The sequence below is a fragment of the Leifsonia shinshuensis genome (assembly GCF_014217625.1).
Classification (GTDB): Bacteria; Actinomycetota; Actinomycetes; order Actinomycetales; family Microbacteriaceae; genus Leifsonia; species Leifsonia shinshuensis_A.
This window is the reverse complement of record NZ_CP043641.1, coordinates 682,405-707,861: the sequence shown is the minus strand read 5'-3', so window position 1 is coordinate 707,861 and position 25,457 is coordinate 682,405. Positions and strand designations below refer to the sequence as shown.

21 protein-coding genes and 1 tRNA gene are annotated in these 25,457 nt (G+C 70.9%); 2 read left to right on the top strand and 20 right to left on the bottom strand.

Annotated features, from left to right (window positions below):
* Positions 1-117 precede the first annotated feature (117 nt).
* The 14 genes from F1C12_RS03370 to dusB all read right to left on the bottom strand — a co-directional run bounded on the left by F1C12_RS03370 (position 118) and on the right by dusB (position 15,769).
* Positions 118-780 carry a response regulator gene (locus F1C12_RS03370; protein ID WP_185277438.1) on the bottom strand — a complete coding sequence of 221 codons (663 nt, stop codon included), beginning with the start codon at positions 778-780 and terminating at the stop codon, positions 118-120.
* Positions 777-1,967: a sensor histidine kinase gene (locus F1C12_RS03365; protein ID WP_185277437.1), complete on the bottom strand. Its 1,191-nt coding sequence runs from the start codon at positions 1,965-1,967 to the stop codon at positions 777-779. The genes F1C12_RS03370 and F1C12_RS03365 overlap by 4 nt, the downstream gene beginning before the upstream one ends.
* 86 nt (positions 1,968-2,053) lie before the next feature.
* Positions 2,054-2,257: a hypothetical protein gene (locus tag F1C12_RS03360; RefSeq protein ID WP_185277436.1), complete on the bottom strand. Its 204-nt coding sequence runs from the start codon at positions 2,255-2,257 to the stop codon at positions 2,054-2,056.
* Positions 2,258-2,388: 131 nt separating this feature from the next.
* Positions 2,389-2,461: transfer RNA gene (locus tag F1C12_RS03355), tRNA-Asn, on the bottom strand.
* 78 nt (positions 2,462-2,539) lie between these two features.
* The gene (locus F1C12_RS03350) at positions 2,540-3,541 is read right to left on the bottom strand and encodes a D-isomer specific 2-hydroxyacid dehydrogenase family protein (RefSeq protein WP_185277435.1); all 1,002 of its coding nucleotides are present in this window, start codon (positions 3,539-3,541) and stop codon (positions 2,540-2,542) included.
* A gap of 56 nt (positions 3,542-3,597) precedes the next feature.
* Entirely contained in the window at positions 3,598-4,476 is an 879-nt protein-coding gene (locus F1C12_RS03345; protein WP_185277434.1) for an ATP-binding cassette domain-containing protein, read from the bottom strand.
* A 10-nt stretch (positions 4,477-4,486) separates the two neighbouring features.
* On the bottom strand, positions 4,487-6,175 hold the full coding sequence (locus tag F1C12_RS03340) for a dipeptide ABC transporter ATP-binding protein (protein WP_185277433.1): 1,689 nt from the start codon (positions 6,173-6,175) through the stop codon (positions 4,487-4,489).
* Complete coding sequence (locus F1C12_RS03335; protein WP_185277432.1) at positions 6,172-7,227, bottom strand: ABC transporter permease; 1,056 nt, start codon at positions 7,225-7,227, stop codon at positions 6,172-6,174. Before F1C12_RS03335 ends, F1C12_RS03340 begins: the two co-directional genes overlap by 4 nt.
* Before the next feature lies 1 nt (position 7,228).
* Complete coding sequence (locus tag F1C12_RS03330) at positions 7,229-8,326, bottom strand: ABC transporter permease (protein WP_185277431.1); 1,098 nt, start codon at positions 8,324-8,326, stop codon at positions 7,229-7,231.
* An 81-nt stretch (positions 8,327-8,407) separates the two neighbouring features.
* Positions 8,408-10,039 carry an ABC transporter substrate-binding protein gene (locus tag F1C12_RS03325; protein WP_185277430.1) on the bottom strand — a complete coding sequence of 544 codons (1,632 nt, stop codon included), beginning with the start codon at positions 10,037-10,039 and terminating at the stop codon, positions 8,408-8,410.
* A gap of 224 nt (positions 10,040-10,263) precedes the next feature.
* Positions 10,264-12,153 (bottom strand): DNA primase, encoded by a 1,890-nt coding sequence (dnaG, locus tag F1C12_RS03320; protein WP_185277429.1) that lies wholly within the window; start codon positions 12,151-12,153, stop codon positions 10,264-10,266.
* 49 nt (positions 12,154-12,202) lie between these two features.
* Positions 12,203-13,189: a DUF4282 domain-containing protein gene (locus F1C12_RS03315; protein ID WP_185277428.1), complete on the bottom strand. Its 987-nt coding sequence runs from the start codon at positions 13,187-13,189 to the stop codon at positions 12,203-12,205.
* 107 nt (positions 13,190-13,296) lie between these two features.
* Complete coding sequence (locus tag F1C12_RS03310) at positions 13,297-14,577, bottom strand: deoxyguanosinetriphosphate triphosphohydrolase (protein ID WP_185277427.1); 1,281 nt, start codon at positions 14,575-14,577, stop codon at positions 13,297-13,299.
* Entirely contained in the window at positions 14,567-15,769 is a 1,203-nt protein-coding gene (gene dusB, locus F1C12_RS03305; RefSeq protein ID WP_185277426.1) for a tRNA dihydrouridine synthase DusB, read from the bottom strand. Before dusB ends, F1C12_RS03310 begins: the two co-directional genes overlap by 11 nt.
* Before the next feature lie 33 nt (positions 15,770-15,802).
* On the opposite strand from dusB, the gene F1C12_RS03300 reads away from it, so the two are divergent.
* Positions 15,803-16,300, top strand: coding sequence for an aminoacyl-tRNA deacylase (locus F1C12_RS03300; RefSeq protein WP_185277425.1), 498 nt, complete (start codon positions 15,803-15,805; stop codon positions 16,298-16,300).
* 113 nt (positions 16,301-16,413) lie between these two features.
* On the opposite strand, the gene F1C12_RS03295 is transcribed toward F1C12_RS03300, so the two are convergent.
* From F1C12_RS03295 to recO, 3 genes are read right to left on the bottom strand one after another with little or no spacing between them, the layout of a single operon-like run.
* The gene (locus tag F1C12_RS03295; protein WP_185277424.1) at positions 16,414-17,103 is read right to left on the bottom strand and encodes a DsbA family oxidoreductase; all 690 of its coding nucleotides are present in this window, start codon (positions 17,101-17,103) and stop codon (positions 16,414-16,416) included.
* A 41-nt stretch (positions 17,104-17,144) separates the two neighbouring features.
* A complete protein-coding gene (locus F1C12_RS03290; RefSeq protein WP_185277423.1) occupies positions 17,145-17,957 on the bottom strand; it encodes an isoprenyl transferase in 813 nt (270 codons plus the stop codon).
* Positions 17,954-18,694: a DNA repair protein RecO gene (recO, locus tag F1C12_RS03285; RefSeq protein WP_185277422.1), complete on the bottom strand. Its 741-nt coding sequence runs from the start codon at positions 18,692-18,694 to the stop codon at positions 17,954-17,956. Before recO ends, F1C12_RS03290 begins: the two co-directional genes overlap by 4 nt.
* A 32-nt stretch (positions 18,695-18,726) precedes the next feature.
* Here recO and F1C12_RS03280 point away from each other — a divergent pair, with 32 nt between their 5' ends.
* Positions 18,727-19,506 (top strand): trimeric intracellular cation channel family protein, encoded by a 780-nt coding sequence (locus F1C12_RS03280; protein ID WP_185277421.1) that lies wholly within the window; start codon positions 18,727-18,729, stop codon positions 19,504-19,506.
* 70 nt (positions 19,507-19,576) lie between these two features.
* Here the strand turns inward: F1C12_RS03280 and leuA are convergent, their stop codons facing one another.
* From leuA to F1C12_RS03265, 3 genes are all read right to left on the bottom strand, one after another.
* Positions 19,577-21,355, bottom strand: coding sequence for a 2-isopropylmalate synthase (gene leuA / locus F1C12_RS03275; RefSeq protein ID WP_185277420.1), 1,779 nt, complete (start codon positions 21,353-21,355; stop codon positions 19,577-19,579).
* 138 nt (positions 21,356-21,493) lie between these two features.
* Positions 21,494-24,124, bottom strand: coding sequence for a bifunctional lysylphosphatidylglycerol flippase/synthetase MprF (locus F1C12_RS03270; protein ID WP_258046094.1), 2,631 nt, complete (start codon positions 24,122-24,124; stop codon positions 21,494-21,496).
* Positions 24,121-25,401 carry an alpha/beta hydrolase gene (locus F1C12_RS03265; RefSeq protein ID WP_185277419.1) on the bottom strand — a complete coding sequence of 427 codons (1,281 nt, stop codon included), beginning with the start codon at positions 25,399-25,401 and terminating at the stop codon, positions 24,121-24,123. Before F1C12_RS03265 ends, F1C12_RS03270 begins: the two co-directional genes overlap by 4 nt.
* Positions 25,402-25,457: the final 56 nt, after the last annotated feature.

Here is a 25,457-nt window from a genome sequence, read left to right as displayed (position 1 = left end):
CGCGGCTTTCGCGGAACCACCATCAGCCTCGCCGCGCGGGCCGTCGCGCGAATCCGCCACCGGGAGGCAGTTGCCCTACTCCCCCGGGAGCAGCCTCCCCCGGGAGCAGCGCAGCGCTCAGCGCTGACCGGGCTGCACCAGCCCCGTCTCGTACGCCACCACGACCAGGTGCACGCGGTCCCGCGCGGCCAGCTTCGTCATGATCCGCGAGACGTGCGTCTTGGCGGTCAGCGGGCTGAGGAACAGCCGCTCGCCGATCTCCGTGTTCGTCAGGCCGTGGCCGACCAGGGAGAGGACCTCGCGTTCGCGCTCGGTCAGTTCGCGCAGCGCCTCCGTGTCCGGAGCCGGGCGCATCCCGCCCGCGACGCGCTCGATCAGCCGGCGGGTGGCGCCGGGAGACAGCAGGGCGTCGCCCGCGGCCACCACCCGCACGGCGCGCAGCAGCTCCACCGGCTCGGTGTCCTTGACCAGGAAGCCGCTGGCACCGGCCAGGATCGCCTGCGCGACGTAGTCGTCCAGCTCGAAGGTGGTCACCATCACGATCCGCGTGCCCGCGAGGTCCGGGTCGGCCGTGAGCTCCCCGGTCGCCCAGAGGCCGTCGCCGTCCGGCATCCGGATGTCCATGAGCACGACGTCGGGATGCGTCCGCCGGGCGACCTCGACGGCCTCCCGCCCGGTCGCGGCCTCGCCGACCACCTCGAGGTCGTCCTCCGCCTCCAGCAGCGCGCGGAAGCCCGCGCGGACGAGATGCTGGTCGTCCGCCAGCAGCACCCGGATCATGCGTCCTCCGCCTTCCGCAGCGGAATGCGGGCCTCAACGGTCAGTCCACCGCCTGCGGTCTCGCGCGTCTCGAACCGGCCGCCGAGCAGCTCCGCGCGCTCGCGCATCCCGATCATGCCCTTGCCGTCGGTCTCGCTCTGCGGGAGGCCGCGGCCGTCGTCCGCGATCGTGAGCACGAACTCGGCGCCCTCCTCGGCGAGCCGGATCGCGACCGTGCGGGCCTGCGCGTGCCGGCCGATGTTGGTGAGCGACTCCTGGACGATCCGGTAGAGCGCGAGCTGGGAAGCGGCGGACGGCGCGGAGGTCAGCGCGTCGTCGTAGGTCACGTCGAGTCCGGCGCGCCGGTAGGTCTCGACCAGCACGGGGATGCGCGCGAGGTCGGGCTCCGGCGCGCGAGCCGCCGGATAGCCCTCGGCCCGGAGGAAGCCCAGCACGCCGCGCACCTCCTCCAGCGCCTGGCTGCTGACCGACTTGATCGCCTCCAGGCTCTCCCGCGCCTTGTCGGGGCGGCTGTCGAACAGGTGGAGGCCGACCCCGGCCTGCACGCTGATCTGGGACAGCGAGTGCGCGAGCACGTCGTGCAGCTCGCGGGCGATGCGCAGCCGCTCCGCCTCGGCCGCGGACTCGCGGCGGGCGGCGATCTGGCGGGAGACCTCCCGGTAGCGCTCCCTGCGCCCGCGAATGGCCTCCCCGACGCCGACCAGGAGGGTGAGCACGAGGGCGATCGCGAGCGGCCGGATGACGGCCTCCGGGCGCCCCACCAGCAGGTAGGCGCCGAGCGGCCCCACGACGGCGACCCCGGCCACCGTCCACCACGCCCACGCCCGCGCCGACCGCACGACGGCGCCGACGACGGCGAACGCGAGCGGGACGGCAGCCAGCGGAGGCCCCATGGTGATCGCGATGGCCGGCGTGCAGAGCACCGCGATCGCCACCAGCACCGGCCCCGGGTACGCACGCGCGAGGAGCAGTAGGAACGACGCCGCGAACGCGACCAGGACGGCCGCGAGCGTCAGCGGATCGGCCGCGGCGGTGTGCGCGGCGATGAGGACGCCGGGGAACTGCAGGAGGACGGACAGCACCACAGGGAACCAGATGGTCCCGCGCGGCCGCCGCCCCTGCCACCCGCGTCCGTCAGCCCAGCCGGGCCCGCTCGTGCGGGTGTCGGCGGACGGGTTCCAGGGCATCTCCCCATGCTAACCAGCGCGCGGGGCGTGCGCCCTGCCCCGGCAGGAGTCTTCCGGCTACTCCCCCGGGAGTACGCAGCGGAGGATCACGGATTGTGCTCCGCGTCGAAGATCTCCCCGTCGTCCCCGTCGCCTTTCGCGAACAGCGGCCCGAAGGCGGGTCCGCCGAACGTGGTCAGCTCGGCTTCGCGTTCGAGCGATTCGCGCTGTTCGTCGTCGTCGTTCTCGTAGTCCTCGTACGTCGCGTCCGGCTCCTCGGAGTCGCGCTCGTCCCGCTCCCTGTCGTTCATGGCCGCATAGTAGCGAGAGGAGCGGGCGGTGTGGTGTATTCCGTTCGGAGCATGTTAACACCGGGAGAACGCGTACGGAGAACGGCGAAGGCCCGGAGGCTTTCACCTCCGGGCCTTCGCTTGTGTTTCGGCTCCCCGACTTGGACTCGAACCAAGAACCTGCCGGTTAACAGCCGGCTGCTCTGCCAATTGAGCTATCGAGGAATGCTTGATCAGCGAAGCTACTCTAGCAAGACTTCGACCGTCGTGAGAAATCGGCCCCGCATCCCGCGCGCGTCGCCGTCAGTAGCCCGCGACGGGGTCCACGCGGCCGACGAACTCGCCGTCGGCGAGGAAGGCGCGGACGTTCGCGCGCACCCGCTCGGCGAGCAGCGGCGCGACCATCTCGGAGGTGTCGGCCTGGTGCGGCGTGATCAGGCAGGCGTCCTCCGACCACAGCGGGTGGCCGTCCGGCAGCGGCTCGGGGTCGGTGACGTCGATGCCCGCTCCGGCGATCTCGCCGGAGCGGAGGGCACGCAGCAGCGCGTCGGTGTCGACCAGGCCGCCGCGGGCGATGTTCACGAGGTACGCGGTGTCCTTCATCGCCGCGAACTCGGCGTCGCCGAACAGGTGCCGCGTCCCGCCGGTGAGCGCCGCGGCGATGACGACGACGTCGGCGTCCGGGAGGACCTCCGCCAGCCGGTCGGAGCCGACGGTGCGCTCGGCGCCAGGGACGGGCTCCGGCGAGCGGCGCACGATGGTGACGCGGGCGCCGAACGGCGCGAGCAGCATCATCAGCTCCAGCGCGATCCCGCCGGCGCCGACGATCACGACGTTCATCCCGTACAGCGAGCGACCCTCCTCGACGGTCGACCAGGAGGTCGCCCGCACGCGCTTCGGGAGCACTCGCAGCAGCGCCAGGGTCAGTGCGAGCGCGTGCTCGGCGACCGGCTGGGCGTACGCGCCCTTCGCGCTGGTCCAGATCAGCCCGGGCCGGTCCTCCGACGCGATGATGCCGGAGAAGGCGTCGACGCCGGCGAACGGGAGCTGCACCCAGCCAATGCCGGGGTGCGCCTCCAGGATCGGCGGGAAGGCGGCGGCGTCCTTGTTGGAGAGCCAGACGACGCCGCGCGTGCGGTCGGAGAGCGGCTCGACCGTCCCGCCCGCGGCCTCGACAGCGGAGACGAAGGACGGCTCGGCGGCCGGGAGGACGGCGATGGGGCCGGGCTCCGGCCGGTCGGCCGGGTCGAGGGGCGTGCCGCCCGGCGCGAGGACGGCGCGGTGCTGCGGGGTGGGCTCGGTCATGGGTTCCTCCGGTCGGAGACGTTCTGGGATGGTCTGGGGTGGCAGCGGACGCCGCGTCAGATCGTCGCGATCTCGCTGGTCACGCTCTCGCCTGCCACGATCTGCGGTCTGCGCTCGCGCCGGCGCTGCGGCGGCTTGAGCGCGTCCGCCAGCCCGCGCACGAACGGGTGCGACGGGTCGGCCAGCACCTCCTCGATCGGGCCGTACGCGATCGGCCGACCGTTCTGCAGGACGAGCGAGACATCCGTGGCGCGGCGCAGCACCGAGAGGTCGTGGCTCACGATCACGGCGGTGAAGCCCTCGTGCGTCCGGAGCTGGGCGAGGAGATCGATCACCGCGTCGCGCACGGTGGCGTCGATCCCGGCGGTCGGCTCGTCCACGATCAGCACCTGCGGGCCGAGCACGAGCGCCTTCGCGAGCGCCACGCGCTGCCGCTGCCCGGCGCTGAGCTGGTACGGGTACTTGCCGAGCACGCTGAGCGGAAGGTGCACGGTGTCCAGCATGAGCGCGGCCCGCTCCCCCGCCGCCCGGCGGCTGTAGTGCTCGTCCCGCTCGAAGATCGGCAGCGTCACGTTGTCCTGCACGGACAGCGACGGCTCCAGGGAGGCAGCGGCCTCCTGGGGCAGGTAGCCGACGTGGAAGGTCACCTCGGCGACGTCGCGCTTGCGGGCGTGCCGCAGCGAGTGCCCCAGCACGGTCGCGTCGCCGCCGCTGATCCGCGGGCCGGGCTCGCCGGAACGGAGGGGAAGCCCCCGCCCGGCGAGCACCGCGGCCAGCGTGCTCTTGCCCGAACCCGTCTCGCCCAGGACCCCCAGCGACTGTCCGGCCTCCAACTGGAAGCTCACCCCGCGGAGGGCGACGCACGAGGGGCTGACGCCCCTGGCGGGATATTCGACGGACAGGTCACTGACGAGGATGGCGGGTTCGGAGCTCACATGTTCGACCCTAGGCGCTCTCGGCCTGGAGAGCGCGCAGCGCCTCCCGCCGGTCGGCCTGTTCCACCGGGTCGGGCACCGGCAGGGAGGCCAGCAGCCGCTGCGTGTACGCCTCGCGCGGGTTGCCGAGCACCTCGGCGCCCGTGCCCTCCTCGACCAGCTTGCCGCGGTGCATCACGGCGATCCGGTCGGCGAGGAGATCGACGACGGCGAGGTCGTGGCTGATGAACAGCGCGGCGAACCCGAACTCCCGCTGCAGGTCGGCGAACAGCTCCAGCACGCGCGCCTGCACCGACACGTCGAGCGCGGAGGTCGGCTCGTCGGCGATCAGCAGCGTCGGCTCCAGGGCGAGGGCGCGCGCGAGGCTCGCCCGCTGCCGCTGGCCGCCGGAGAGCTCGTGCGGGAACCGGTCGCCGTAGCTGCGCGGCAGCTGCACGGCCTCCAGCAGCTCGTCCACCCGGCCGCGCGCGGCGGAGGGCGAGGACGCCCTGCCGTGCACGACGAGCGGTTCCGCCACGCAGTCCGCGATCGTGAGCAGCGGGTTGAAGCTCGACGCCGGGTCCTGGAACACGAAGCCGATGTCGCTGCGCACCTTGCGGAACTGGCGCTCCTTGACGCCGTTCATCTCGATCCCGAGCACCTTCAGCGAGCCGTCGGTGACCTTGCCGAGACCGGCGATGGCGCGGCCGATGGTGGTCTTGCCGGAGCCGGACTCCCCCACCAGGCCGAGCACCTCGCCCGGCCGGATGTCGAAGCTCACGCCGTCGACCGCCACGAAGCCAGGACGGCCGAGCCGGCCGGGGTACTGGATGCGCAGGTCGCGCGCGGTGACCACAGGGGCCGCCTCCGGACGCTCGGCGCGGGCGATCGCCCGGTCCTGCGTCGCGACGGCGCCCTGGCCGATGCGCGGCACGGAGGCCAGCAGCTTCCGCGTGTACTCGGCCTGGGGCGCGGCGAACAGGGTGCGCGCGTCGGCCTCCTCCACGACCTTGCCCTGGTACATGACCGCGACCCGGTCGGCGAGGTCGGCGACCACGCCCATGTTGTGCGTGATCAGCACGATGGCCGCGCCGAACTCGTCGCGGCAGCGCCGCAGCAGGTCCAGGATCTCGGCCTGCACGGTCACGTCGAGCGCGGTGGTCGGCTCGTCGGCGACGATCAGCCCCGGGTTCAGCACGAGCGCCATCGCGATCACGATGCGCTGCTTCTGGCCGCCGGAGAACTGGTGCGGGTAGTACTTGACCCGCGTCTCGGGCTCCGGGATGCCGACCCGGCGGAGGATGTCGATCGCCTGCTTCTGCGCCTCCTTCTTGGACAGCTTGCTGTGGGCGCGCAGGCCCTCGGCGATCTGCCAGCCCACCTGGTAGACGGGGTTCAGCGCGGTGGACGGCTCCTGGAAGACCATCGCCACGTCGGTGCCGCGCACCTCCCTGAGCTCCTTCTTGCTCAGTGAGATGACGTCGGCCTCGGTGGCGCCGTCTTTGCTGCGCAGCACCACGGCGCCCGAGGCGGTCGCGGTCTCCGGCAGCAGGCCGAGGATGGTCTTGGCGGTGACGGTCTTGCCCGAACCGGACTCCCCCACGATCGCCAGGACCTCTCCGGGCGAGACCCGCAGGGTGACATCGTCGACGGCCTTGACGGCGCCGGCGTCGGTGGCGAACGTCACCGACAGGTTGTCGATGGTGACGACATCGCTCATGGCTTGACCTCGATTCCGTGCTCGTCGAACGACTCTCCGCCCTCCAGGCCGTCGATGCCGCCGGGGCCCGCCTCCAGCGGACCGCCGGGGACGACCGACGTCTCGGCGACCAGACCCGACGCCTCGGCGGCGCGGCGCCGGCCGCGCAGGCGCGGGTCGGCGAGGTCGTTGAGGCTCTCGCCGACGAGGGTGATGCCGAGCACGACGAGCACGATCGCCAGACCCGGGTAGATGGACGTCCACCAGATACCGCTGGTGACGTCGGACAGCGCCTTGTTGAGGTCGTAGCCCCACTCGGCCGCGGCGGTCGGCTCGATGCCGAAGCCGAGGAAGCCGAGCGCCGCGAGCGTCAGGATCGCGTCCGAGGAGTTCAGCGTGAAGATCAGCGGCAGCGTGCGGGTCGAGTTGCGCAGCACGTGGCGGAACATGATCCGCCCGTTGCTGGCGCCGACGACCTTGGCCGACTCGACGTAGGCCTCCGCCTTGATCCGGACGACCTCCGAGCGGATCACCCGGAAGTACTGCGGGATGTACACGACCGTGATGGAGATCGCGGCCGCGAGGATGCCGCCCCACAGGCTGGACTGACCGCCCGAGATGACGATCGCCATCACGATCGCCAGCAGCAGCGACGGGAACGCGTAAATCGCATCCGCGATCACCACGAGCACCCGGTCGACCCAGCCGCCGAAGTAGCCGGAGACCAGTCCGAGGATGACACCGGCGAAGATCGACAGGATGACCGCCACGACGATCACGAGGATCGCGGTCTGCGCACCCCAGATCACGCGGGAGTACACGTCGTAGCCGCCGACGGTGGTGCCCCAGATGTGCGCCGGGCTCGGCGGCTGCTGGGAGCCGAACTGGCCGTGCGCGTCCTTGAGCTGCGCGAAGCCGTACGGCGCGATCACGGGGGCGAAGATCGCCACCAGGATGAACAGTCCGGTGAGCACGAGTCCCGTGATCAGCATCCCTCGCTGCAGCCCGACGGACTGGCGCAGCTGGTGGACGACGGGGAGCCGGCTCCAGATGGTGCGCTTCTGCGAGGCCATCTCAGTACCTCACTCTCGGGTCGATGAGCGCCGCGATGATGTCCACGATGAAGTTCGTGATCGCGACGATGACGGCGAGCAGAACGACCATGCCCTGCACTGCGACGAAGTCGCGCGCCTGGAGATAGTGGGAGAGCTGGAAACCCAGGCCCTTCCACTCGAACGTGGTCTCGGTCAGGATCGCGCCGCCGAGCAGGAGGGCGATCTGGAGGCCCATGACCGTGACGATCGGGATGAGCGCCGGCCGGTACGCGTGCTTGCGCACCAGTCGGCTCTCGCTCACGCCGCGCGAACGCGCCGCGTCCACGTAGTCCGTGGAGAGCGTGCCGATCACATTCGTGCGCACCAGTCGCAGGAAGATGCCCGCCGTCAGCAGACCGAGCGTCACGGCCGGCAGCACGGCGTGCAGCAGCACGTCGCCGACGACGGCCGGGTCACCGGTCATGAACGCGTCGATCAGGTAGATGCCCGTCTTGTTCGGCAGCGTCTGCATCTCGATCTCGGAGCTGGTGGAGGCGCGGCCCGCGACGGGGAGCACGTTCAGCCAGATCGAGAAGACGAGCTTCAGCACCATGCCGACGAAGAACACCGGGGTGGCGTAGCAGAGGATCGCGAAGATGCGCAGCGACGCGTCGCCCCACCTGTCGCGGAAGTAGGCCGCGAGCAGGCCGAGCGGGATGCCGACGATGAACGCGACGATGAGGGCGTAGAACGCCAGCTCGAGGGTCGCCGCGCCGTAGGTGATCAGCACCTGGGTCACGGGCTGGTGGTCGGTGAAAGTCGTGCCGAAGTCGCCGCGGAGGATCTGTCCGAGGTACTCGAAGTACTGCACGATGAGCGGCCGGTCGTAGCCGGCCTCGTGGATGCGCTGCTGGAGCTGCGCGGGAGGGAGCTTGCCGCCGAGCGCCGCCGTGATGGGGTCGCCGGTGGACCGCATCAGGAAGAAGACGACTGTGACGAGGATGAAGATCGTCGGGATGATGAGGAGCGCGCGGATGACGATGTAGCGGCCGAGGCCGCCTCCCGTCTTCCGGCGCGTCCTGGTTCGTTCGGGACCGGGCGCCGTGGGCGCCGCCGGTCCGCTGACCGTCGCTGTCATGGGAGCCAATCGTGGGTGGTTCGTGGGTGGGGGCGGCTCGCGCGATCCGCGAGCCGCCCCCCTTCGGCCGTGAGGTGCGGCCTAGCCCTTCGAGAGAGCTGCGTAGTGGAACTTGAACGACGGGTCGAGCGTCTTGTCGGCGCCGTTGACGTTCTTGCCCACCACGGCGACCTGCGCGCCCTGGAGCAGGGGCAGGGTGGACAGGTCGGCGCCCACCTTGGCCTGGATCTGCTCGATGAGCTGCGTGCGCGCGGCCTTGTCGGTCGTGCCCAGCTGCTGGGTGATCAGGTTCTGGACCTCGGGGTTGTCGTAGTGGTTCGCGAGGAAGTTGTCCTTGCTGAAGAACGGCGACAGGTAGTTGTCCGCGTCCGAGTAGTCCGGGAACCAGCCGAGCTGGTAGGCCGGGTACAGGTCCTTGACGCGGTCCTTGGAGTACTGGACCCACTCGGTCGACTGCAGGTTGACCTTGAACAGGCCGCCGTTCTCGAGCTGCTCCTTGACGAGTGCGTACTCGTCGCCGGAGGACGGGCCGTAGTGGTCCGGGTTGTACTGCAGGTTGAGCGCGACCGGGGTGGTCACGCCGGCGGCCTGCAGCGCAGCCTTCGCCTTGTCGAGGCTCGGACCGCCGTTGCCGTCGCCGTAGAGGTCCTTCAGCACGGTGGTCGCGCCGGTCAGGCCCTGCGGGACGTACGAGTACAGCGGGGTGTAGGTGTCCTTGTAGACCTGCTTCGCGATGGTCGCGCGGTCCACGAGGTCGGCAGCGGCCTGGCGCACGGCGAGGGCCTTCTTGGCGTCGGCCTCCGGCGTGGTCGCACCGTACGGCTGGGTGTTGAAGTTCCAGACGATGTAGCGGATCTCACCACCCGGTCCCTTGACGACCTTGACGTTCTTGTCCGTGCCGAGGCTCTGGATATCGGTCGCCGACAGGCTGCGGTACGCGACGTCGATCGCGCCCTTCTGGATGTCGAGCTTCAGGTTGGACGACTCCGCGTAGTACTTGACGTTGACCTTGTCCGTGGCCGGCTTGCCCAGCAGGCCCTGGTAGTTCGGGTTCGCCTTGTACGCGATCAGGTTGTTGAAGTCATAGCTCGTGATGTCGTACTGACCGGCGAACGCGTGACCCTTGACGATGGTGTTGTCCGGGGTGACCTTGTCGGCCGAGAAGACCTGGTGGTCGACGATCGGGCCGGCGGGGCTGGAGAGCACCTGCGGGAAGGTCTGGTCGTTCGGGACCTTGAGCTTGAAGACCGCGGTCGTCTTGTCCGGCGTGCTGACGCTGTCGAGGTTTCCGAGCAGCGACGCGGGACCGTTCGGGTCGTTGATCTTGAGCTGGCGGTCGAAGGTGAACTTGACGTCCTCGGAGGTCAGCGGGTGACCGTTCGCGAACTTCAGGTTCGGCTTCAGCTTCACGGTGTACTCGGTGGGCGACGTGAACGCGGCGCTCGCGGCGATGTCCGGCTTGACGTCCGGGCTGCCGTACGGCGAGTTCAGCAGGAACGGGTACACCTGGTTCATCACGGCGAACGAGCCGTTGTCGTAGGAGCCGGCCGGGTCGATCGACGTGATCTTGTCGGTCGTGCCGATGGTCAGCGTGCCGCCGCTGCCACCGGAGCTGTTGTTGCTCCCCGAGCAGCCCGCGAGCACCAGCGCCGCGGCCGCGAATGCGGCCGACACGGCGAGCAGGCGCCGTCCGCCGATCTTTACGGATCTCATATCCGATTACCTCTTCCTTGGTGGGGTCACCGATCGGCGGAGCGCACGCGAGTGCCACGTCGCCGAATCGCGTAGCCACAGTCCTAGCATGAATGCCGCGTCGAGTGCGCATCTTGCCGCGGATCGCGCCGTAATCTTTACATCGGCGCAACATTTCCGCGCGCATTTGCGCACACTGCCACGGATTCCGTCGCCGGACTGCGGTGATGATCTATTGTGCCGCGCTATTCGCCGCGCAGCCGCATCCGCTCCCGGTCGATCGACGCCAGGGCGACCTGCAGCGACCTTCGCAGCTCGGCGTTCTGCGGGTCGGTGCGGGCCAGGCGGGAGGTCAGCTCGGCCTTCTCGCGCAGCAGATCGCGGTCGATCAGGCTGTCCAGGATGGACCGGGCGTAACGGCCGACGTCGGCGCCGGTCTGCGGGAGGGCGGCGACCGCGAGTGCGTTCACCGTCGGCGCGTAGGCCTGCGGCACCTCCGCGAGGATGCGGTCCACCCAGCCGGGGTCGGCGATGGACGGCAGCTGGGTGGCGATCGCGTCGCGGACGACCGCGTGCGTGGGGTTGGCGAACGGCACCTGGACCGCGCGGGCGGCCCGCTCGGCGCCCACCTCGGCCGGGTGCTGGAGCAGCACCATGAGGCTCTCCCGCTCGGTGCGCTGGGTGGGGTCGCTGGGGTCGATCTCGCGGATGGGCGCCGGCGCGTCGGGCGTGGGCGGCTGATACTGCTGGGGCGCGCCGTCGCGGCCGCCGCGCTGGTCGTCTCCACCGCTGCGCCGCTCTCCACCACCGCTGCTTCGCTGGGCCGACCGCACCGCGCGCAGGGCGTCCTGCAGGTCGGCCCCGGAGAGGCGGGCGAGCTCGCGCGTGTAGCCGTTCTGCGAAGCGGGGTCGCGGATGGTGGCGACGATGGGCGCCCCGGCGCGGAGGGCGGACGTGCGCCCCTCCACCGTGTCGAGGTCGAAGCGGTCGACCACCTGGCGGATCATGAACTCGAACATCGGCTTGCGGTTGTCGATCATCCGGCGCACCGCGTCGTCGCCGCCCGAGAGCCGGAGGTCGCACGGGTCGAGGCCGTCCGGGCCGACGGCCACGTAGGTCTGGGCGGAGAATCGCTGCTCCTCGCCGAACGCGCGGGCGGCGGCCTTCTGGCCGGCGGCGTCCGGGTCGAAGGTGAAGATCACCGAGCCGGTGCTGCTGTCGTCGCCCATGATCCGGCGGATGACCTTGATGTGGTCGACGCCGAACGCCGTGCCGCAGGTGGCGACGGCCGTCGTGATCCCGGCCAGGTGGCAGGCCATCACGTCGGTGTAGCCCTCCACGACCACCACCTGGTCGTTGCGGGAGATGTCGCGCTTGGCGAGGTCGAGGCCGTAGAGCACCTGCGTCTTCTTGTAGACGGCGGTCTCCGGGGTGTTCAGGTACTTGGGGCCGTTGTCGTCCTCCAGCAGCCGCCGGGCGCCGAAGCCGATGGTCTGCCCGGTCACGTCGCGGATCGGCCAGACCAGCCGGCCGCGGAACCGGTCGTAGACGCCGCGGTCGCGCTGCGACACGAGGCCGGCGGCCAGCAGCTCGTCGGGGGTGTAGCCCTTGCCGCGCAGGTGCTTGGTGAGCTCGTCCCAGCTCTTCGGGGCGAAGCCGACGCCGAAGTGCGTGGCGGCGGCGGCGTCGAAGCCCCGCTCGCCCAGGAACCGCCTGCCGGGGTCGGCGTCGGGCGCCGCGAGGCGGTCGCGGAAGAACTCCTCCGCCGCGTTGTTGGCGGCCAGCAGCCGGGCGCGGTTGCCGCTCGACTCGCTCGGGCCTCCCCCGCCCTCCTCGTAGTGCAGCTGGTAGCCGATCCGGCCGGCCAGGCGCTCGACCGCCTCGGTGAACGAGACGTGGTCGAGCTTCACGAGGAACGCGTAGACGTCGCCGCCCTCACCGCAGCCGAAGCAGTGGTAGCGGCCGACGCCCGGGCGGACGTTGAAGCTCGGGCTCTTCTCGTCGTGGAACGGGCAGAGCCCCTTGAGCGAGCCGACGCCGCCCGGCTTCAGGCTGACGTAGTCGCCGATGATGTCGGCGATGTTGGTGCGGGCCTTGACCTCTTCGATGTCGCTCTGTCGAATCCGGCCTGCCATGCAGTCGATTCTAGTGAGCGCCGCCGACTCCGGCCGACTTCACACGGGCTCAGTCGCGCGGTGGGCGTCTGCGCCGGGTGTTCTGGGCGATCTCGATGATCGCGCAGAAGACCTCGATGGTCACCCGGAGCAGCAGCACGCTCAGGATCGCGGCCACCAACGTCACCAGCACGCCCAGCAGGAACACGAACGCGCCGACCGGGGACCTGGTCGCGATCGCGATGCCGAGGCTGTTGGCGAAGCCCACGACGATCCCGAGGCCGATCAGGACGAGGCCCACGACGTACACCGGGCCGGCGAGCTTGCGCGTCACGTAGCTGGTGAAGGTGAAGTCGAACAGCGACGAGAAGAACCGCGAGTCGTCCAGGCGGTCGGCCAGGTCGTTCATGTTGCGGCCGGGCCGCGGGGCGTGCGGGCCGGCGGCGGGGGCCGGAGGGGCGTCCTCGACGGCCGTGGTCGTGGCGGCGCCGTCGGTCAAGGTGTCCTCGGAGACCGCGCCGACGGGGACCGGCTCGGCCGCGGCCGACGCGGGGAGCGTCTCCGTGCGCACCGGCTCGGCCCCGGCCGTCGTCGCGGCCGCGGCTCCTGCGGGGTTCAGGATCTCCGTCTCCGTGGTCGGAGCGCGGTAGAAGTCGTCCGCCGTGGGGAGGACCGCGGTCGCGGCCTCCGTCTCGAGCGGCTCTGTGACGTCGTCCGGAGCGGCCGCCGCCACGGGAGGCTCCGCGGGGGATGTGGAGGTGTCGGGCGCGGCCGCCGCCTTCGCACGGGAGGCCGCGGTCCGGCGGCGCGGGGTGGCCGGCTTCGCGGGGGCTTCGGCCACGGTGTCCTCCGTGGACGCCTTGCCCAGCATGGCGTCCAGGATCTCCGGCGCCTCGCCGTCGGGCGAGATCGCTGTGGTCTTCGGCGTGCGCTTGCGCGGAGTCGTCGTGCGCTTCGCAGGAGCGGGTGACGCCGCCGGAGCGGTCGTCGGCTCGGCCGCGCCGGACTCCGTGTCCGTAGGCCGGTCCCCGTCCGCCGGGGGCTGTGGGCTGCTCATGCGTCTCCTCCTTCGCCTCCCCCAAGCATTCTGCACACGGGCTGCCGATTCAAGCCCACGCCCGGCGCGCCGGATCAGAGCCTCCTCAGGCGCGGCTCAGTGCCGCCTCAGTGCTGGACGAGCCGCTCGAACCAGCTCAGCGCCGACTGGTCGGTCAGGCTGGCCACCTGGTCGACCACCACGCGCTTGCGCTCGGCGTCGGAGCCGGCGAGCCGCCAGTCCTCCTGGAAGCCCGGATCCAGCTCCTCCGGCCCGCGGGAGAGCAGGACGTCCGCCAGGGCCATCAGGACCTGCCGCTGCTGCGCGTAGATCGGCTGCCGGGAGTTGCGCGACATCACGAACGTCGCCACGATGCCCTTCAGCACCGCGATCTCCGCCCGGATCGCGTCGGGCACGACCACGTCGGCGCCGAAGCGGCGCAGCTCGACGCCTCCCGCCCGGTGCTTCGTCTCGTGCACGGCGGCGTGCGCGAACCGGCCGATCAGCTGGCTGGTGAGGTTCTTCAGGTGCGCCTGAGCGCGCCGGCTGCCGTCCCAGCGGTCGAGCCAGATCTCCAGGCTGTCCAGGCGGTCGAAGGCCGCGATCAGCTCGTCGTGGCTGAACTCGCCGCCCACCCACTCGTACATCGACCGGACCAGGTCGTCGTGGGCCACCCGGCTGCCGAGCGCTGCCACGTCGATGTAGCCGTTCACCACGGCGTCCTCGAAGTCGTGCACGGAGTAGGCGATGTCGTCGGAGAGGTCCATCACCTGGGCCTCGATGCTGCGGGTGCGGTCGGGGGCGCCGGCGCGCATCCACTCGAAGACCGCGTGGTCGTCGGCGTAGAAGCCGAACTTCGCGCGCCCGCTGGGGTCGGCGACCGAGCTGGTCTCCGGCCACGGGTACTTGCAGCTCGCGTCGAGGCTCGCCCGGGTCAGGTTCAAGCCGTAGGGGCGGCCGTCACGGCCGAACACCTTCGGCTCCAGCCGGGTGAGCAGGCGCAGCGTCTGGGCGTTGCCCTCGAAACCGCCGATGTCCTCCGCCCAGGAGTTGAGGGCGCGCTCGCCGTTGTGGCCGAACGGCGGGTGGCCGATGTCGTGCGCGAGGCACGCGGTGTCCACGATGTCGGGGTCGAGGCCGAGGCTCGCGGCGAGCTCGCGGCCGACCTGGGCGACCTCCAGGGAGTGCGTCAGCCGGTTGCGGGCGAAGTCGAGGCCGGCCGTGGGGCTGAGCACCTGCGTCTTCGCCGCGAGCCGGCGCAGCGCGCTGGAGTGCAGCAGCCGTGCCCGGTCGCGCGCGAAGTCGCTGCGGCGGCTGGAGTGCTGCTCGGGGAGCCAGCGCTCCCTGTCCCGCTCGCTGTAGCCGTCGGCCGGGACGCTGTCGAGCGTCGCCGTCGCACTATCCGCCACTGTTGTGCACCTCCGCCTCGGCGACCTGGGCCCGCGCGCTGCCCGCCAGCTCGCGGCTGTCGAGCCAGCCCTCCGGGAGGGCGGGACGCTTGGGCGATCCGGCGCGGCCGCGCTGGCCCTCCGCCGCCTCGCCCGGGTACTCCTGGCTCCAGTCGAGGGTGGCGAGCAGGTCGTCCAGGTGGGCGAGTGTGTCGACCGTCGCGAGGCTCGCGCGCAGGTCGCCGCCGACCGGGTAGCCCTTGAAGTACCAGGCGACGTGCTTGCGGATGTCGCGGCAGCCGCGCTCCTCGCTCTCGAAGAACTCGACCAGCAGCTCAGCGTGCCGGCGGAAGGTCGCCGCCACCTGCCCGAGCGTCGGGTGGGCCTGCGCGAGCGCGGCCTCCTCTGCGGTGATCTCCCCCGCGCGGGCGCGGAACGCTGCGGCCAAGTCGCCGAACAGCCACGGCCGGCCGAGGCAGCCGCGGCCGACCACGACGCCGTCGCAGCCGGTCTCCTCCACCATCCGGATCGCGTCGGCCGCCGACCAGATGTCGCCGTTGCCGAGGACCGGAGTGCCGGTGATCGTCTCCTTGAGCTTCGCGATGGCCGACCAGTCGGCGTGGCCGGAGTAGAACTCGGCGGCCGTGCGGGCGTGCAGCGCGATCGACGCGACGCCGGCGCCCTCCGCGGCCTTGCCGGCCTCCAGATAGGTGAGGTGGTCGCCGTCGATGCCCTTGCGCATCTTGACGGTCAGCGGGATGTCGCCCGCCGCCGCGACCGCGCCCTCCACGATCTCGCGGAAGTGGTTCAGCTTCCACGGCAGCGCCGCGCCGCCGCCCTTGCGGGTGACCTTGGGCACCGGGCAGCCGAAGTTGAGGTCGATGTGGTCGGCGCGGTCCTCCGCGACGAGCATCGTGACGGCTTCGCGGACCGTCTTCGGGTCGACGCCGTAGAGCTGGATGCTGCGCGGCGTCTCCGACTCGTGGTGCGTGATGAGGCGCAGCGACTCGGGGGTGCGCTCGACGAGGGCGCGGGACGTGATCATCTCGCTCACGTAGAGCCCGGCGCCGAACTCGCGGCAGAGCCGCCGGAAGGCGGTGTTCGTGATCCCCGCCATGGGCGCGAGGACGACCGGCACGTCGAGAGCGAGCGGGCCGATGGCCAGCCGGGGGCTCGTCTGGGTGCGGGGAGCTAGGGTTGCGGTAGTAGACATCTGCATCGATTCTCCCAGAAAGCGTGCTGATACATGGCCGAGAGCCCCGAAGCTGTGGAAACCGGCGGCGGACGCCGACGTGTGGAGGAGGATGCGCGGGCCCGCGGCATCCCCGTGCGGATCGTCGAGCGGCCCGCCGCCCGGAGCCTGGAGGAGGCCGCGTCGCTGCTCGGGATCGAGCCGGGCGACATCGTGAAGACCCTCGTGGTGAAGCGCAGCGACGACACGTTCGTGTTCGCGCTGGTGCCGGGAGGCCGCAAGATCTCCTGGCCGAAGCTGCGCGCCGTGCTGCACGTCAACAAGCTGCAACTCCCGGACGCGTCGGTGGCCTTCGCCGCGACCGGCTACGAGCGCGGGACGATCACGCCGTTCGGCAGCACGACCGCCTGGCCCGTCGTCGCGGACACGACCGTCGCCGGCCGCACCGTCTCGATGGGCGCCGGCGAGCACGGTTACTCGCTGTTCGTGGACGCCGACGCGCTGCTGGCGGGCTTCGACGCGACGCTCGCGGACATCACCGACCCGGAGTGACGCGCGTCACGCACCCGGGATGACGCACGAGTCGCCGTCGCAGGCTGCGGCGGCGGGGTCGCCCAGCGGCGTCAGCAGCGGACGCGGAGCGCCGGTCGCGGGAGTCTCGGCGGTCATGCCGTCGCCCCCGCGGCTTCCGGCTCCGCCGCACGCTCGGACCAGACCTGCTCGAGCACCTGCGCGAACGTCGACGCGCCCTGCGCGCCCGAGACGCCGTACTTCCCCTCGATGACGAAGAACGGGACGCCGTTGATGCCGTACTCGGCCGCCGTGCGCTGGTCGTCGCGCACCGCCTTCACGTACTCTCCGGACTCCATCGCGGCCAGCGCCGCGTCGCGGTCGAGTCCGACGGACGCGGCCAGGTCGGCGAGCGAGTCGGCGCGGCCGACGTGGCCGCCCTCGAGGAAGTAGGCCTGGAAGAGGCGCTCCGCCAGTTCCAGCTGCTTGCCCTGCGCCTTGGCGAAGTGCAGCAGCTCGTGGGCCTTCACCGTGTTGGTGTGCTGGAGGGCGTCGAAGTCGTAGTCGAGCCCGACCGAGGCGGCGATGCCGGTCACCCGGTCGAGCATCTGGTGCACCTGCTCGGCGGGGATGCCCTTGTGCCCGGCGAGGAAGTCCACCTCGCTGCCGTCGAAGTCGACCGGAGTGTCCGGCGAGAGCTCGAACGAGTGGTACTCGACCTCCACGGCGCGGCCGTCGCCCGCGTCGGCGAAGGTCTCACTGCCGGATTCGAACTGACGCTTTCCGATGTAGCACCACGGACAGGCGATGTCGGACCAGATGTCGATCTTGATGGGTACGCTCACGACAGAGGGCAACGCTGCAGCGGTGCAGTTATTCCGGGAGGCTACAGCGCCGCGTCCTCCGGCGTGTCCACCGCTCCCCCGAACCGGCGGTTGCGCCGGGCGAACGTGTCGATCGCCTCCCAGAGGTCGGTGCGCGAGAAATCCGGCCACAGTCTGTCCAGGAACACCATCTCCGCGTACGCGCTCTGCCAGAGCAGGAAGTTGCTGGTCCGCTGCTCCCCCGAGCTGCGGACGAACAGGTCCACGTCCGGCATGTCGGGGATGTAGAGGTGGCGCTGGATGGTCTTCTCCCCCACCGCCGACGGCTTCAGCCGCCCGGCCGCGACCTCGGCCGCGATGGACCGCACGGCGTCCGCGATCTCGGTGCGGCCGCCGTAGTTGACGCACATCGTCAGGGTGAGCACGTCGTTGCCCGCCGTCAGCCGCTCGGCGTACTGCAGCTCCTTGATCACCGACGACCACAGCCGCGGCGTTCGGCCGGCCCAGCGCACCCGCACGCCCCACTCGTTGAGCTGGTCGCGTCTGCGGTGCAGCACCTCCCGGTTGAAGCCCATCAGGAAGCGGACCTCGGCGGGCGAGCGCTTCCAGTTCTCGGTCGAGAACGCGTAGACGCTGAGGTGCTTGACGCCGACCTGGATGGCGCCGGCGACGACGTCCAGCAGGGAGGCCTCCCCTGCGCGGTGCCCTTCGATGCGGGTGAGGCCCTGCCGGTTCGCCCAGCGGCCGTTGCCGTCCATCACGATGGCGACGTGCTCGGGCACCGCCTTCGCCGGGAACGCGGGCGGGTAGGCCCCCGTCCAGTCGACGGGGCGGTACGCGACCGCGTCCTTGTGCGTGTAGGGCTTGGGCGTCATCCGCTCGCCTTCTGATCGTGCTGGACGTGCTGCAGGGAGCGCAGGCCGCGCTCCAGATGCCATTGGGTGTACGCGGCGACGAGCCCGTTCGCCTTCGAGCGGGTGGAGTCGTCGGAGGCGTCGGCCGTCTCCCAGTCGCCGGTGAGCAGCGCGCCGAGCAGCGCGATGGTGGCGGCGTCGATCCGCGGGGCGCCCTGCGGCGCGCAGTCGTCGCAGACCACGCCGCCGAGCTGGACCACGACGTGCTCGTGCGGACCGGGAGCGCCGCAGCGGGAGCAGTCCTGGAAGCTCGGCGCCCAGCCCGCCAGCGACAGCGCGCGCAGCAGGTAGGAGTCGAGGGTCAGCTGCGGGCCGTGCTCGTGGCGCGACAGCGAGCGGAGGGCGCCGACCAGCAGGAGGTACTGCTGCAGGGAGGCCTCGGCGTCGGTCAGCCGGTCGGCGGCCTCCACCATCGCGTTGGCGGCGGTGTAGCTGGCGTAGTCGTCCGCGATCAGCGCGCCGTACGCGCCGAGCGTCTCGGCCTGCGTCACGACGTCCAGGGTGCGCCCCTCGTAGAGCTGCACGTCGGCGACCATGAACGGCTCCAGCCGCGACCCGAACTTGGAGGCCGTGCGCCGCACGCCCTTCGCCACCGCGCGGATCTTGCCGTGCTGCCGGCTGAGCATGGTGACGATGCGGTCGGCCTCACCCAGCTTGTGGGTGCGCAGCACGACGGCTTCATCACGGTAGACAGGCACGACTCCAGTATCCCGCGTGATACAAGTGACTGGTGACATCCGCGGCCTTCACGATCCCCCTCTGGGGCGACCTGGTCGCCGTCGGCGTCGGCAGCCTGCAGGGCGCCATGTTCGCCTCCGGGTTCCGCGACCGCAGGCTCGATCTGCTGGGAGTCGCGATCATCGGCGTCGCCACCGGGCTCGGCGGCGGCCTCCTGCGCGACCTGCTGCTGAACGTGACGCCGGTGGCGCTGCAGTCCAACTGGTACCTGCCGGCCACGGTCGTCGCGGCGCTGCTCGGGATGCTGCTGGTGCGGCTGTTCCGGAGGCTCGACCCGATCATCACGTTCCTGGACGCGCTCACGATCGGGCTGTTCGGCGCGATCGGGGCGACGAAGGCGCTGGCGCTGGGGCTGCCGGAGGTGCCCGCCGTGTTCGTGGGCGTGGTGTCGGCGGTCGGCGGGTCGATCCTGCGCGACGTGCTGCTGAACCTCCCCATCGCGCTCATGCACGTGGGGTCGCTCTACGCGGTCGCCGCTGGGGCGGGCACGATCGTGCTGGTCATCCTGGTCGACCTGAAAGTGCCGTTCGCCGTCGCCGTACTGGTCTGCGTGGTCGTGACCCTGGTGATCCGCCTGCTCGCCGTCCGCTTCGGCTGGAGCCTCCCGGAGCAGCGCGAACTCGGCCGCCTCCGGGCGCCCCGCTGGATGGCGTTCGGCTTCGGGAGACGCCCGAGCGACGAGCGCACGATCGAGCGGACCGACACGGGGGCCATTCCGCGGTACCGCATCCAAGACAAGCCCGCAGACAACGGAGGAGATCTGCGCGCATGAGCGCCTGAACGAAGATCAACGGAGGAGATCCCGGTCAATTGGACCGGGATCTCCTCCGTTGTCTGCGGGGTCAGGCCCCGACGAGCTCGGCCTTCTCGGCGGCGTGGCCGGCCGACTCGCGGACCGCGCGATTCACGGCCGACACGACCGCCTTGAACGACGCCGTCGTGGTGTCGCCGTCGATGCCGACGCCCCACAGGCGCACGCCGTCGACGTCCAGCTCCACGTAGGCCGCCGCCTGCGCCGACTCGCTCGCCGACAGCGTGTGCTGCGAGTAGTCGTACAGGTGGACGTTGATGCCGCGGGCGTTCAGGATGTCGAAGAACGCGGCGATCGGGCCGTTGCCCTCCCCTGTCGCCTTCGCCACCGTGTCGCCGTCGCGCAGCGCCACCGTGAGGGTGACGTGCTCGCCCGTCTCGTTCGTCGTGCTCGTGCTGCCCAGCTCGAACCGTCCCCACTTGGCGTCGGGGTCGGAGGCGGGCGCCGGCAGGTACTCGTCCTGGAAGATGTCCCAGATCTGCGCGCTCGTGACCTCGCCGCCCTCGGCGTCGGTCTTCGCCTGCACGACGCCGGAGAACTCGATCTGCAGCTTGCGCGGCAGGTCCAGCGCGTGGTCCGTCTTCAGCAGGTAGGCCACACCGCCCTTGCCGGACTGCGAGTTCACCCGGATGACCGCCTCGTAGCTGCGGCCCAGGTCCTTCGGGTCGACCGGCAGGTACGGCACGGCCCAGACCAGCTGGTCGACCGTCGTCCCTTCGGCCTCGGCCCGCGCGGCCATCGCCTCGAAGCCCTTCTTGATCGCGTCCTGGTGGGAGCCGCTGAACGCGGTGAACACCAGGTCGCCGCCCCACGGGCTGCGCTCGCCGACCGGCAGCTGGTTGCAGTGCTCCACGGTGCGCTTGATCTGGTCGATGTCGCTGAAGTCGATCTGCGGGTCGATGCCCTGCGTGAACAGGTTGACGCCCAGCGTGACCAGGTCGACGTTGCCGGTGCGCTCGCCGTTGCCGAACAGGCAGCCCTCGATGCGGTCGGCGCCGGCCATGTAGCCCAGCTCCGCGGCCGCGACGGCGGTGCCGCGGTCGTTGTGCGGGTGCAGCGACAGGATGACGTTCTCGCGGTGGTTCAGGTGGCGCGACATCCACTCGATCGAGTCGGCGTAGACGTTCGGCGTCGCCATCTCGACGGTCGCGGGCAGGTTGATGATGACCTTGCGCTCCGCCGTCGGCTCGAAGACCTCCAACACCTGGTTGCAGATGTCGGCGGCGAACTCCAGCTCGGTGCCGGTGTACGACTCCGGCGAGTACTCGTAGTAGATCTCGGTGCCCGGGACCATCGACTCGAACTGCCGGCACAGGCGCGCGCCGGCCAGGGCGATGTCGACGATGCCCTGCTGGTCGGTGCGGAACACGACCTCGCGCTGCAGGATGCTCGTGGAGTTGTACAGGTGCACGATCGCCTGCTTGGCGCCGACCAGCGACTCGTAGGTGCGCTTGATCAGGTGCTCGCGCGACTGGGTCAGGACCTGGATGGTGACATCGTCGGGGATGGCGCCCTCTTCGATCAGGCTGCGGACGAAGTCGAAGTCGGTCTGGCTGGCCGACGGGAAGCCGACCTCGATCTCCTTGTAGCCCATCCGCACCAGCAGGTCGAACATGATGCGCTTGCGCTCGGGGCTCATCGGGTCGATGAGGGCCTGGTTGCCGTCGCGCAGGTCGACGGCGCACCAGCGCGGCGCGACCGTGATGCGCTGGGACGGCCAGGTGCGATCCGGCAGCTCGACGCGGATCTGCTCGTGGAAGGGCCGGTACTTGTGGATCGGCATGGCGCTCGGCGCCTGAGTGTTCTTCATGGTCTGTCTTCTCCTCGCGGTGTGGTGTGGAGAGCCAACGACGAACTCCGCGACGAGGGAGGCCCGGAACTAGGACTCGTCGCGGCAGCTAAGAAGGAGCAGACCGTACACAGAAACCACGGTACCACGCCCGCCGCGTCAGCCGCGTCCCACCGCCAGCGCCGCGGCCTGCCGCATCGACAGGTCCGGCAGGTAGGCGCGCACGAGACCGACGCCGATCGCCGGCAGGGCGACCGGATCGGGATAGGCCATGATCAGCGGGTGCAGCTCGGGCTGGAACTTCTGCTTGAACTTGAGCAGGGAGCGGAAGCCGTACACCGGCTCCAGCGACGTGCTCAGGTAGCCGAGCACGCGGTCCATGCCGCTCTTGGCGTCGTCCGGCGTGCCTGCGGTGTGCGCGAGCGGCGCGGCGGAGAGGCTCATGAACTCGACGCCCTCCTCCTTCATCCGCGTGGCGGCCTCGGCGATCAGGAACTCCATGACGCCGTTGATGCTGCCGGGGCGACGGCGCATGAAGTCGAGCGTCCAGCCCACCACGTGGCCCTCGCGGTAGCTCGGCAGCCAGGAGGTCACGCCCTCGATGCGGCCGGACTCGTCCACGGCGAGCATCAGTCGCACCGCCGGGTCGCGCAGCTCGTCCAGGCCGCCGAGGGTGAAGCCCATCTCGGGGAGATCCTTCTCCGCGACCCACTGCTCGGAGATGTCCGAGAGCTGCACCGCTGCGCTCAGCGGGAGGGCGCCGAAGCTGGTCCACTCCGAGCGGATGCCCGCGCGCTGGGCGCGGTTGATCGAGCTGCGGACGTCCTGCCACTTCTTGCCGGTGGTCGCCCACTGCTGCGGACGGATGACCGTCTCCTCCGCCACGGTCATGGTCGACCAGCCCATGCCGTCGAAGATCGGCTGGTACTGGGCGTCGACGCTGTAGAACACCGGGATCCAGCCGCTGTCGTCGCAGAACCGCGAGAAGCGCTCGATGATCCCGTCGTGCACCGACTCGTCCGCGCCGAACGGTGCGCCCGTGGTGAGCGCGACCCGGCCGACCACGCGGTAGGCGACGGCGCCGCCGGTCGCGGAGTCGAACCAGTAGCTGTTGCCCGGCCAGGTGGCCATGAACGAGATGGCGTCGCCGCCGCCGCGCTCCAGCAGCGAGCGGACACGGCCGGCGTCGCCGATCGAGCGGCGCCACGCCCCGCGGCCGACCATGAACGGCACGGCGGCGAGGATGACGACCAGCCAGAACACGGTGCCGATGTTGTGGTAGACGACGGTCGCCAGCGGCGTCGTCGGCAGGTACTGGAGCGGCTCGCGCCGCAGGAAGCTCACCGGGATGAAGCGCTCCAGCACATCGTTGAGGAGGTCGGTGATGTCGATCGGACGGGTGAAGCCGGTGTCCTTCTGCAGCCAGCCGACCAGGATGTAGAGCCCGATCAGGCCGAGGCCGGTGAGCAGGACCGTGAGCACGTAGCGCCGCACCGAGCGCGCCGTCGCGAGCACGGTGAAGTGCCGCCGGTAGGCGACCAGCAGGATCGCCATCGTCAGCGGCACGAGCGCCGACAGCGCCAGGATGAAGGTGACCTCCCAGTACCGCGGCGACACGGTCGGCCGCGGGTCGGCGAACGGGAGGATGCCGAAGTACAGCCCGGAGAGCACGGCGAGCAGCGTGTTGACCGACACGGCCATCCAGACCGCGAAGCGGCGCCCACGGAGGAGGCCGTACGCGGCGACGAGCAGCGCGAGCAGCGGCAGCACGGAGATGAGCACGGGCCCGAGGCCGTTGATCCGCTCCAGGGTGAGGTCGTGCACGCAGTCGCGGGTGACCGCGAACGCCTGGCAGCGCTCCAGGACGCTGCCGGTGGCCGGCACGTCGCTGGAGAACAGCAGGCCGATCGGCGACAGCATCCCGTACCGCGACTGGGTCAGGAGGCCGATGACCGGGCCGAGCGCGCTGATCGTCACGGCGGAGGCCAGCAGCACCCTGACCTCGTGATGGGAGCTGCGGCGCCAGCCGAGGATGCTCTCGTGCGGCCGCAGCAGCACGCCGAGCCCGAAGCCGGCGAGGACGGCGAGCAGGCGGTACAGGTCGGACGGATTCCCCGAGTACAGCAGGTACATGATCGCGACGAGCATCGTGATGACGCGGATGCGGCGGCGCCAGAACGCCCCGGCGAACGCGCTGGCGGTCATGATCGTGCCGGCGATGCCGGTGAACACGTCGAGGACGACGAGGTGGTGGACGTTGCGCGACCACATCTCACCCGTCTGCGAGCCGATGAGCTGGATGCCGACTCCGGCGGCGATGCCCACAGCGGAGGTCGCGAAGAACGCGAGCGCCGTGCGCCACGCGCCCATGAGCCGTTCGGAGACGCCGACGAGCAGCACCGTCAGCACGAGGACGACGATCAGCTCGGCGAGGTTGTCGGTGAAGAGCACGGCGGTGACCGCCGACCACCAGTGCCCGTCGATGAGCTGGTCCGGCCCGACGCCGAGCCAGACCCGCAGCGGCCGGTGCGGCCCGTGGATCGGGCCGGTGACCAGAGCGAGCACGAGGATCAGCGCCGTCAGCGCTGCGGTGAAGGGATGCGTCGCGATCAGCCGGCCGAGTCGCCGGACCGCGCCGCCGAATCCGGACGCGCGCGCGGGAGGCTCGGGCGGACGCGCTGGAGGCTCCTGCGTCGCGGTGGCCTCCTGCACCGTCTCCTGGGTCGCGCCGTTCCCCGGCCCGCCGCCGTTCGCCGGCGTGCCTCCCCCCGTGGTCACGGCATCGCTCACGGAGCCAGCCCCATGTGGGCGGCGACCGCGGGGAAGCCGTTCGTCAGCGTGTAGCGCACCGTGTTCCAATCGTGTGCCGTCCCGGGCGAGATCAGAAGGTCGCTGCGGATCCCGGCGGAGACGGCGTCCGAGTGCAGCGTCTTCGCGAAAGCAGTGTACTTGGCGTCGTTCTGACCCACGCCGAAGACCATCAGCGTGTTCGCGTAGGGGGCGTGCGCCTTCATGGTCGGCCCGAGCTGGGCGTCCTCGAAGGCGGTGTGCGAGCCCGCGAAGCCGGTCGCGATCGTGAGCGTCACGTTGCCGAGCGTCGGCCCGAGCTCGCTGGAGGAGGCGAGCGCCGAGCCGAAGAGGTCGGGCCGGCTCGCTGCGAACTGCGCGGCGCAGGTGGCGCCCTGCGAGTAGCCGAAGACGCCCCACGCCGACGGGTCGCTGCTCACCCGCAGGTGCGAGGTGATCCAGGAGCGCACGTCCTTGAGCAGGTAGGTGGCCGAGTCGCCGAAGGCCCGGGAGTCGATGCACATCGGGTTGCGGCCGGGGCCGCCGAGCTGGTCGGGCGCGACCACGATCGGCGCGTAGCCGTTGTGCTTGGCGGCGTAGGCGTCGAGGTACGTCCCGATCCGTCCGGCCGTGAACATGTCGGCCGGCGCGCCGGGCTGACCCGAGAGGGCATAGAGCACGGGGAGCGCTGGCGGGTTCGGGCCGAGCGCGACCGGCGGCAGGTAGACCACGGCCTCGCGGGCCGGGAAGTTCGACAGCGTCCCCGGGATCTTTACCTTGCCGATCTCGCCCTTCACCGGCGGGTCCGCCTGGGTCGTGGAGGCCGACCAGGCTGTGCCCGTGATCACGTCGCCGCGCTCGTGGTGCAGGTCCAGCGCCTTGTACGGCACGACGCCGATCGCGTCATTGAGGTTGCGGTACGCGCCGAAGTCGACGTTCACGCCCGCGAACGCCGCGACCAGGAACACCGGGATGCTGACGCCCGCGATCACCTTGCGCCACCAGCGCGAGCGGAAGAAGTTCGCGATTGCCAGGCTCACGCCCGCGCAGCCGAGGGCCACCCACATCGTCGTCACCGGGGTGAGCCCGACGCCGAACAGGTTGTAGACGTCGTCCGTCAGCCAGACCAGGAACCAGCCGAGCAGGCCTCCTCCGACGGCGGCGATCACCCCCGCGAGCACGCGCTTCCAGGTGGGTCGCACGAGCAGGTACACCGCGAGGATCGCGGCGACGATGTCGATCGCGATGAGGAACGGCGGTTTGTCGATCCTCAGGGTCATGAGCCAGTTCAGGGTGGATCCTCTCGAGGGTGCAGGAGGCGCTCCGGCACGGGATG

What these genes read in the sequence shown, in the direction of transcription:
- F1C12_RS03370 (WP_185277438.1), bottom strand. Translation starts at nt 780, where the DNA reads ATGATCCGGGTGCTGCTGGCGGACGACCAGCATCTCGTCCGCGCGGGC.
- F1C12_RS03365 (WP_185277437.1), bottom strand. Translation starts at nt 1,967, where the DNA reads ATGCCCTGGAACCCGTCCGCCGACACCCGCACGAGCGGGCCCGGCTGG.
- F1C12_RS03360 (WP_185277436.1), bottom strand. Translation starts at nt 2,257, where the DNA reads ATGAACGACAGGGAGCGGGACGAGCGCGACTCCGAGGAGCCGGACGCG.
- F1C12_RS03350 (WP_185277435.1), bottom strand. Translation starts at nt 3,541, where the DNA reads ATGACCGAGCCCACCCCGCAGCACCGCGCCGTCCTCGCGCCGGGCGGC.
- F1C12_RS03340 (WP_185277433.1), bottom strand. Translation starts at nt 6,175, where the DNA reads ATGAGCGATGTCGTCACCATCGACAACCTGTCGGTGACGTTCGCCACC.
- F1C12_RS03335 (WP_185277432.1), bottom strand. Translation starts at nt 7,227, where the DNA reads ATGGCCTCGCAGAAGCGCACCATCTGGAGCCGGCTCCCCGTCGTCCAC.
- F1C12_RS03330 (WP_185277431.1), bottom strand. Translation starts at nt 8,326, where the DNA reads ATGACAGCGACGGTCAGCGGACCGGCGGCGCCCACGGCGCCCGGTCCC.
- F1C12_RS03325 (WP_185277430.1), bottom strand. Translation starts at nt 10,039, where the DNA reads ATGAGATCCGTAAAGATCGGCGGACGGCGCCTGCTCGCCGTGTCGGCC.
- dnaG (WP_185277429.1), bottom strand. Translation starts at nt 12,153, where the DNA reads ATGGCAGGCCGGATTCGACAGAGCGACATCGAAGAGGTCAAGGCCCGC.
- F1C12_RS03315 (WP_185277428.1), bottom strand. Translation starts at nt 13,189, where the DNA reads ATGAGCAGCCCACAGCCCCCGGCGGACGGGGACCGGCCTACGGACACG.
- dusB (WP_185277426.1), bottom strand. Translation starts at nt 15,769, where the DNA reads ATGTCTACTACCGCAACCCTAGCTCCCCGCACCCAGACGAGCCCCCGG.
- F1C12_RS03300 (WP_185277425.1), top strand. Translation starts at nt 15,803, where the DNA reads ATGGCCGAGAGCCCCGAAGCTGTGGAAACCGGCGGCGGACGCCGACGT.
- F1C12_RS03290 (WP_185277423.1), bottom strand. Translation starts at nt 17,957, where the DNA reads ATGACGCCCAAGCCCTACACGCACAAGGACGCGGTCGCGTACCGCCCC.
- leuA (WP_185277420.1), bottom strand. Translation starts at nt 21,355, where the DNA reads ATGAAGAACACTCAGGCGCCGAGCGCCATGCCGATCCACAAGTACCGG.
- F1C12_RS03265 (WP_185277419.1), bottom strand. Translation starts at nt 25,401, where the DNA reads ATGACCCTGAGGATCGACAAACCGCCGTTCCTCATCGCGATCGACATC.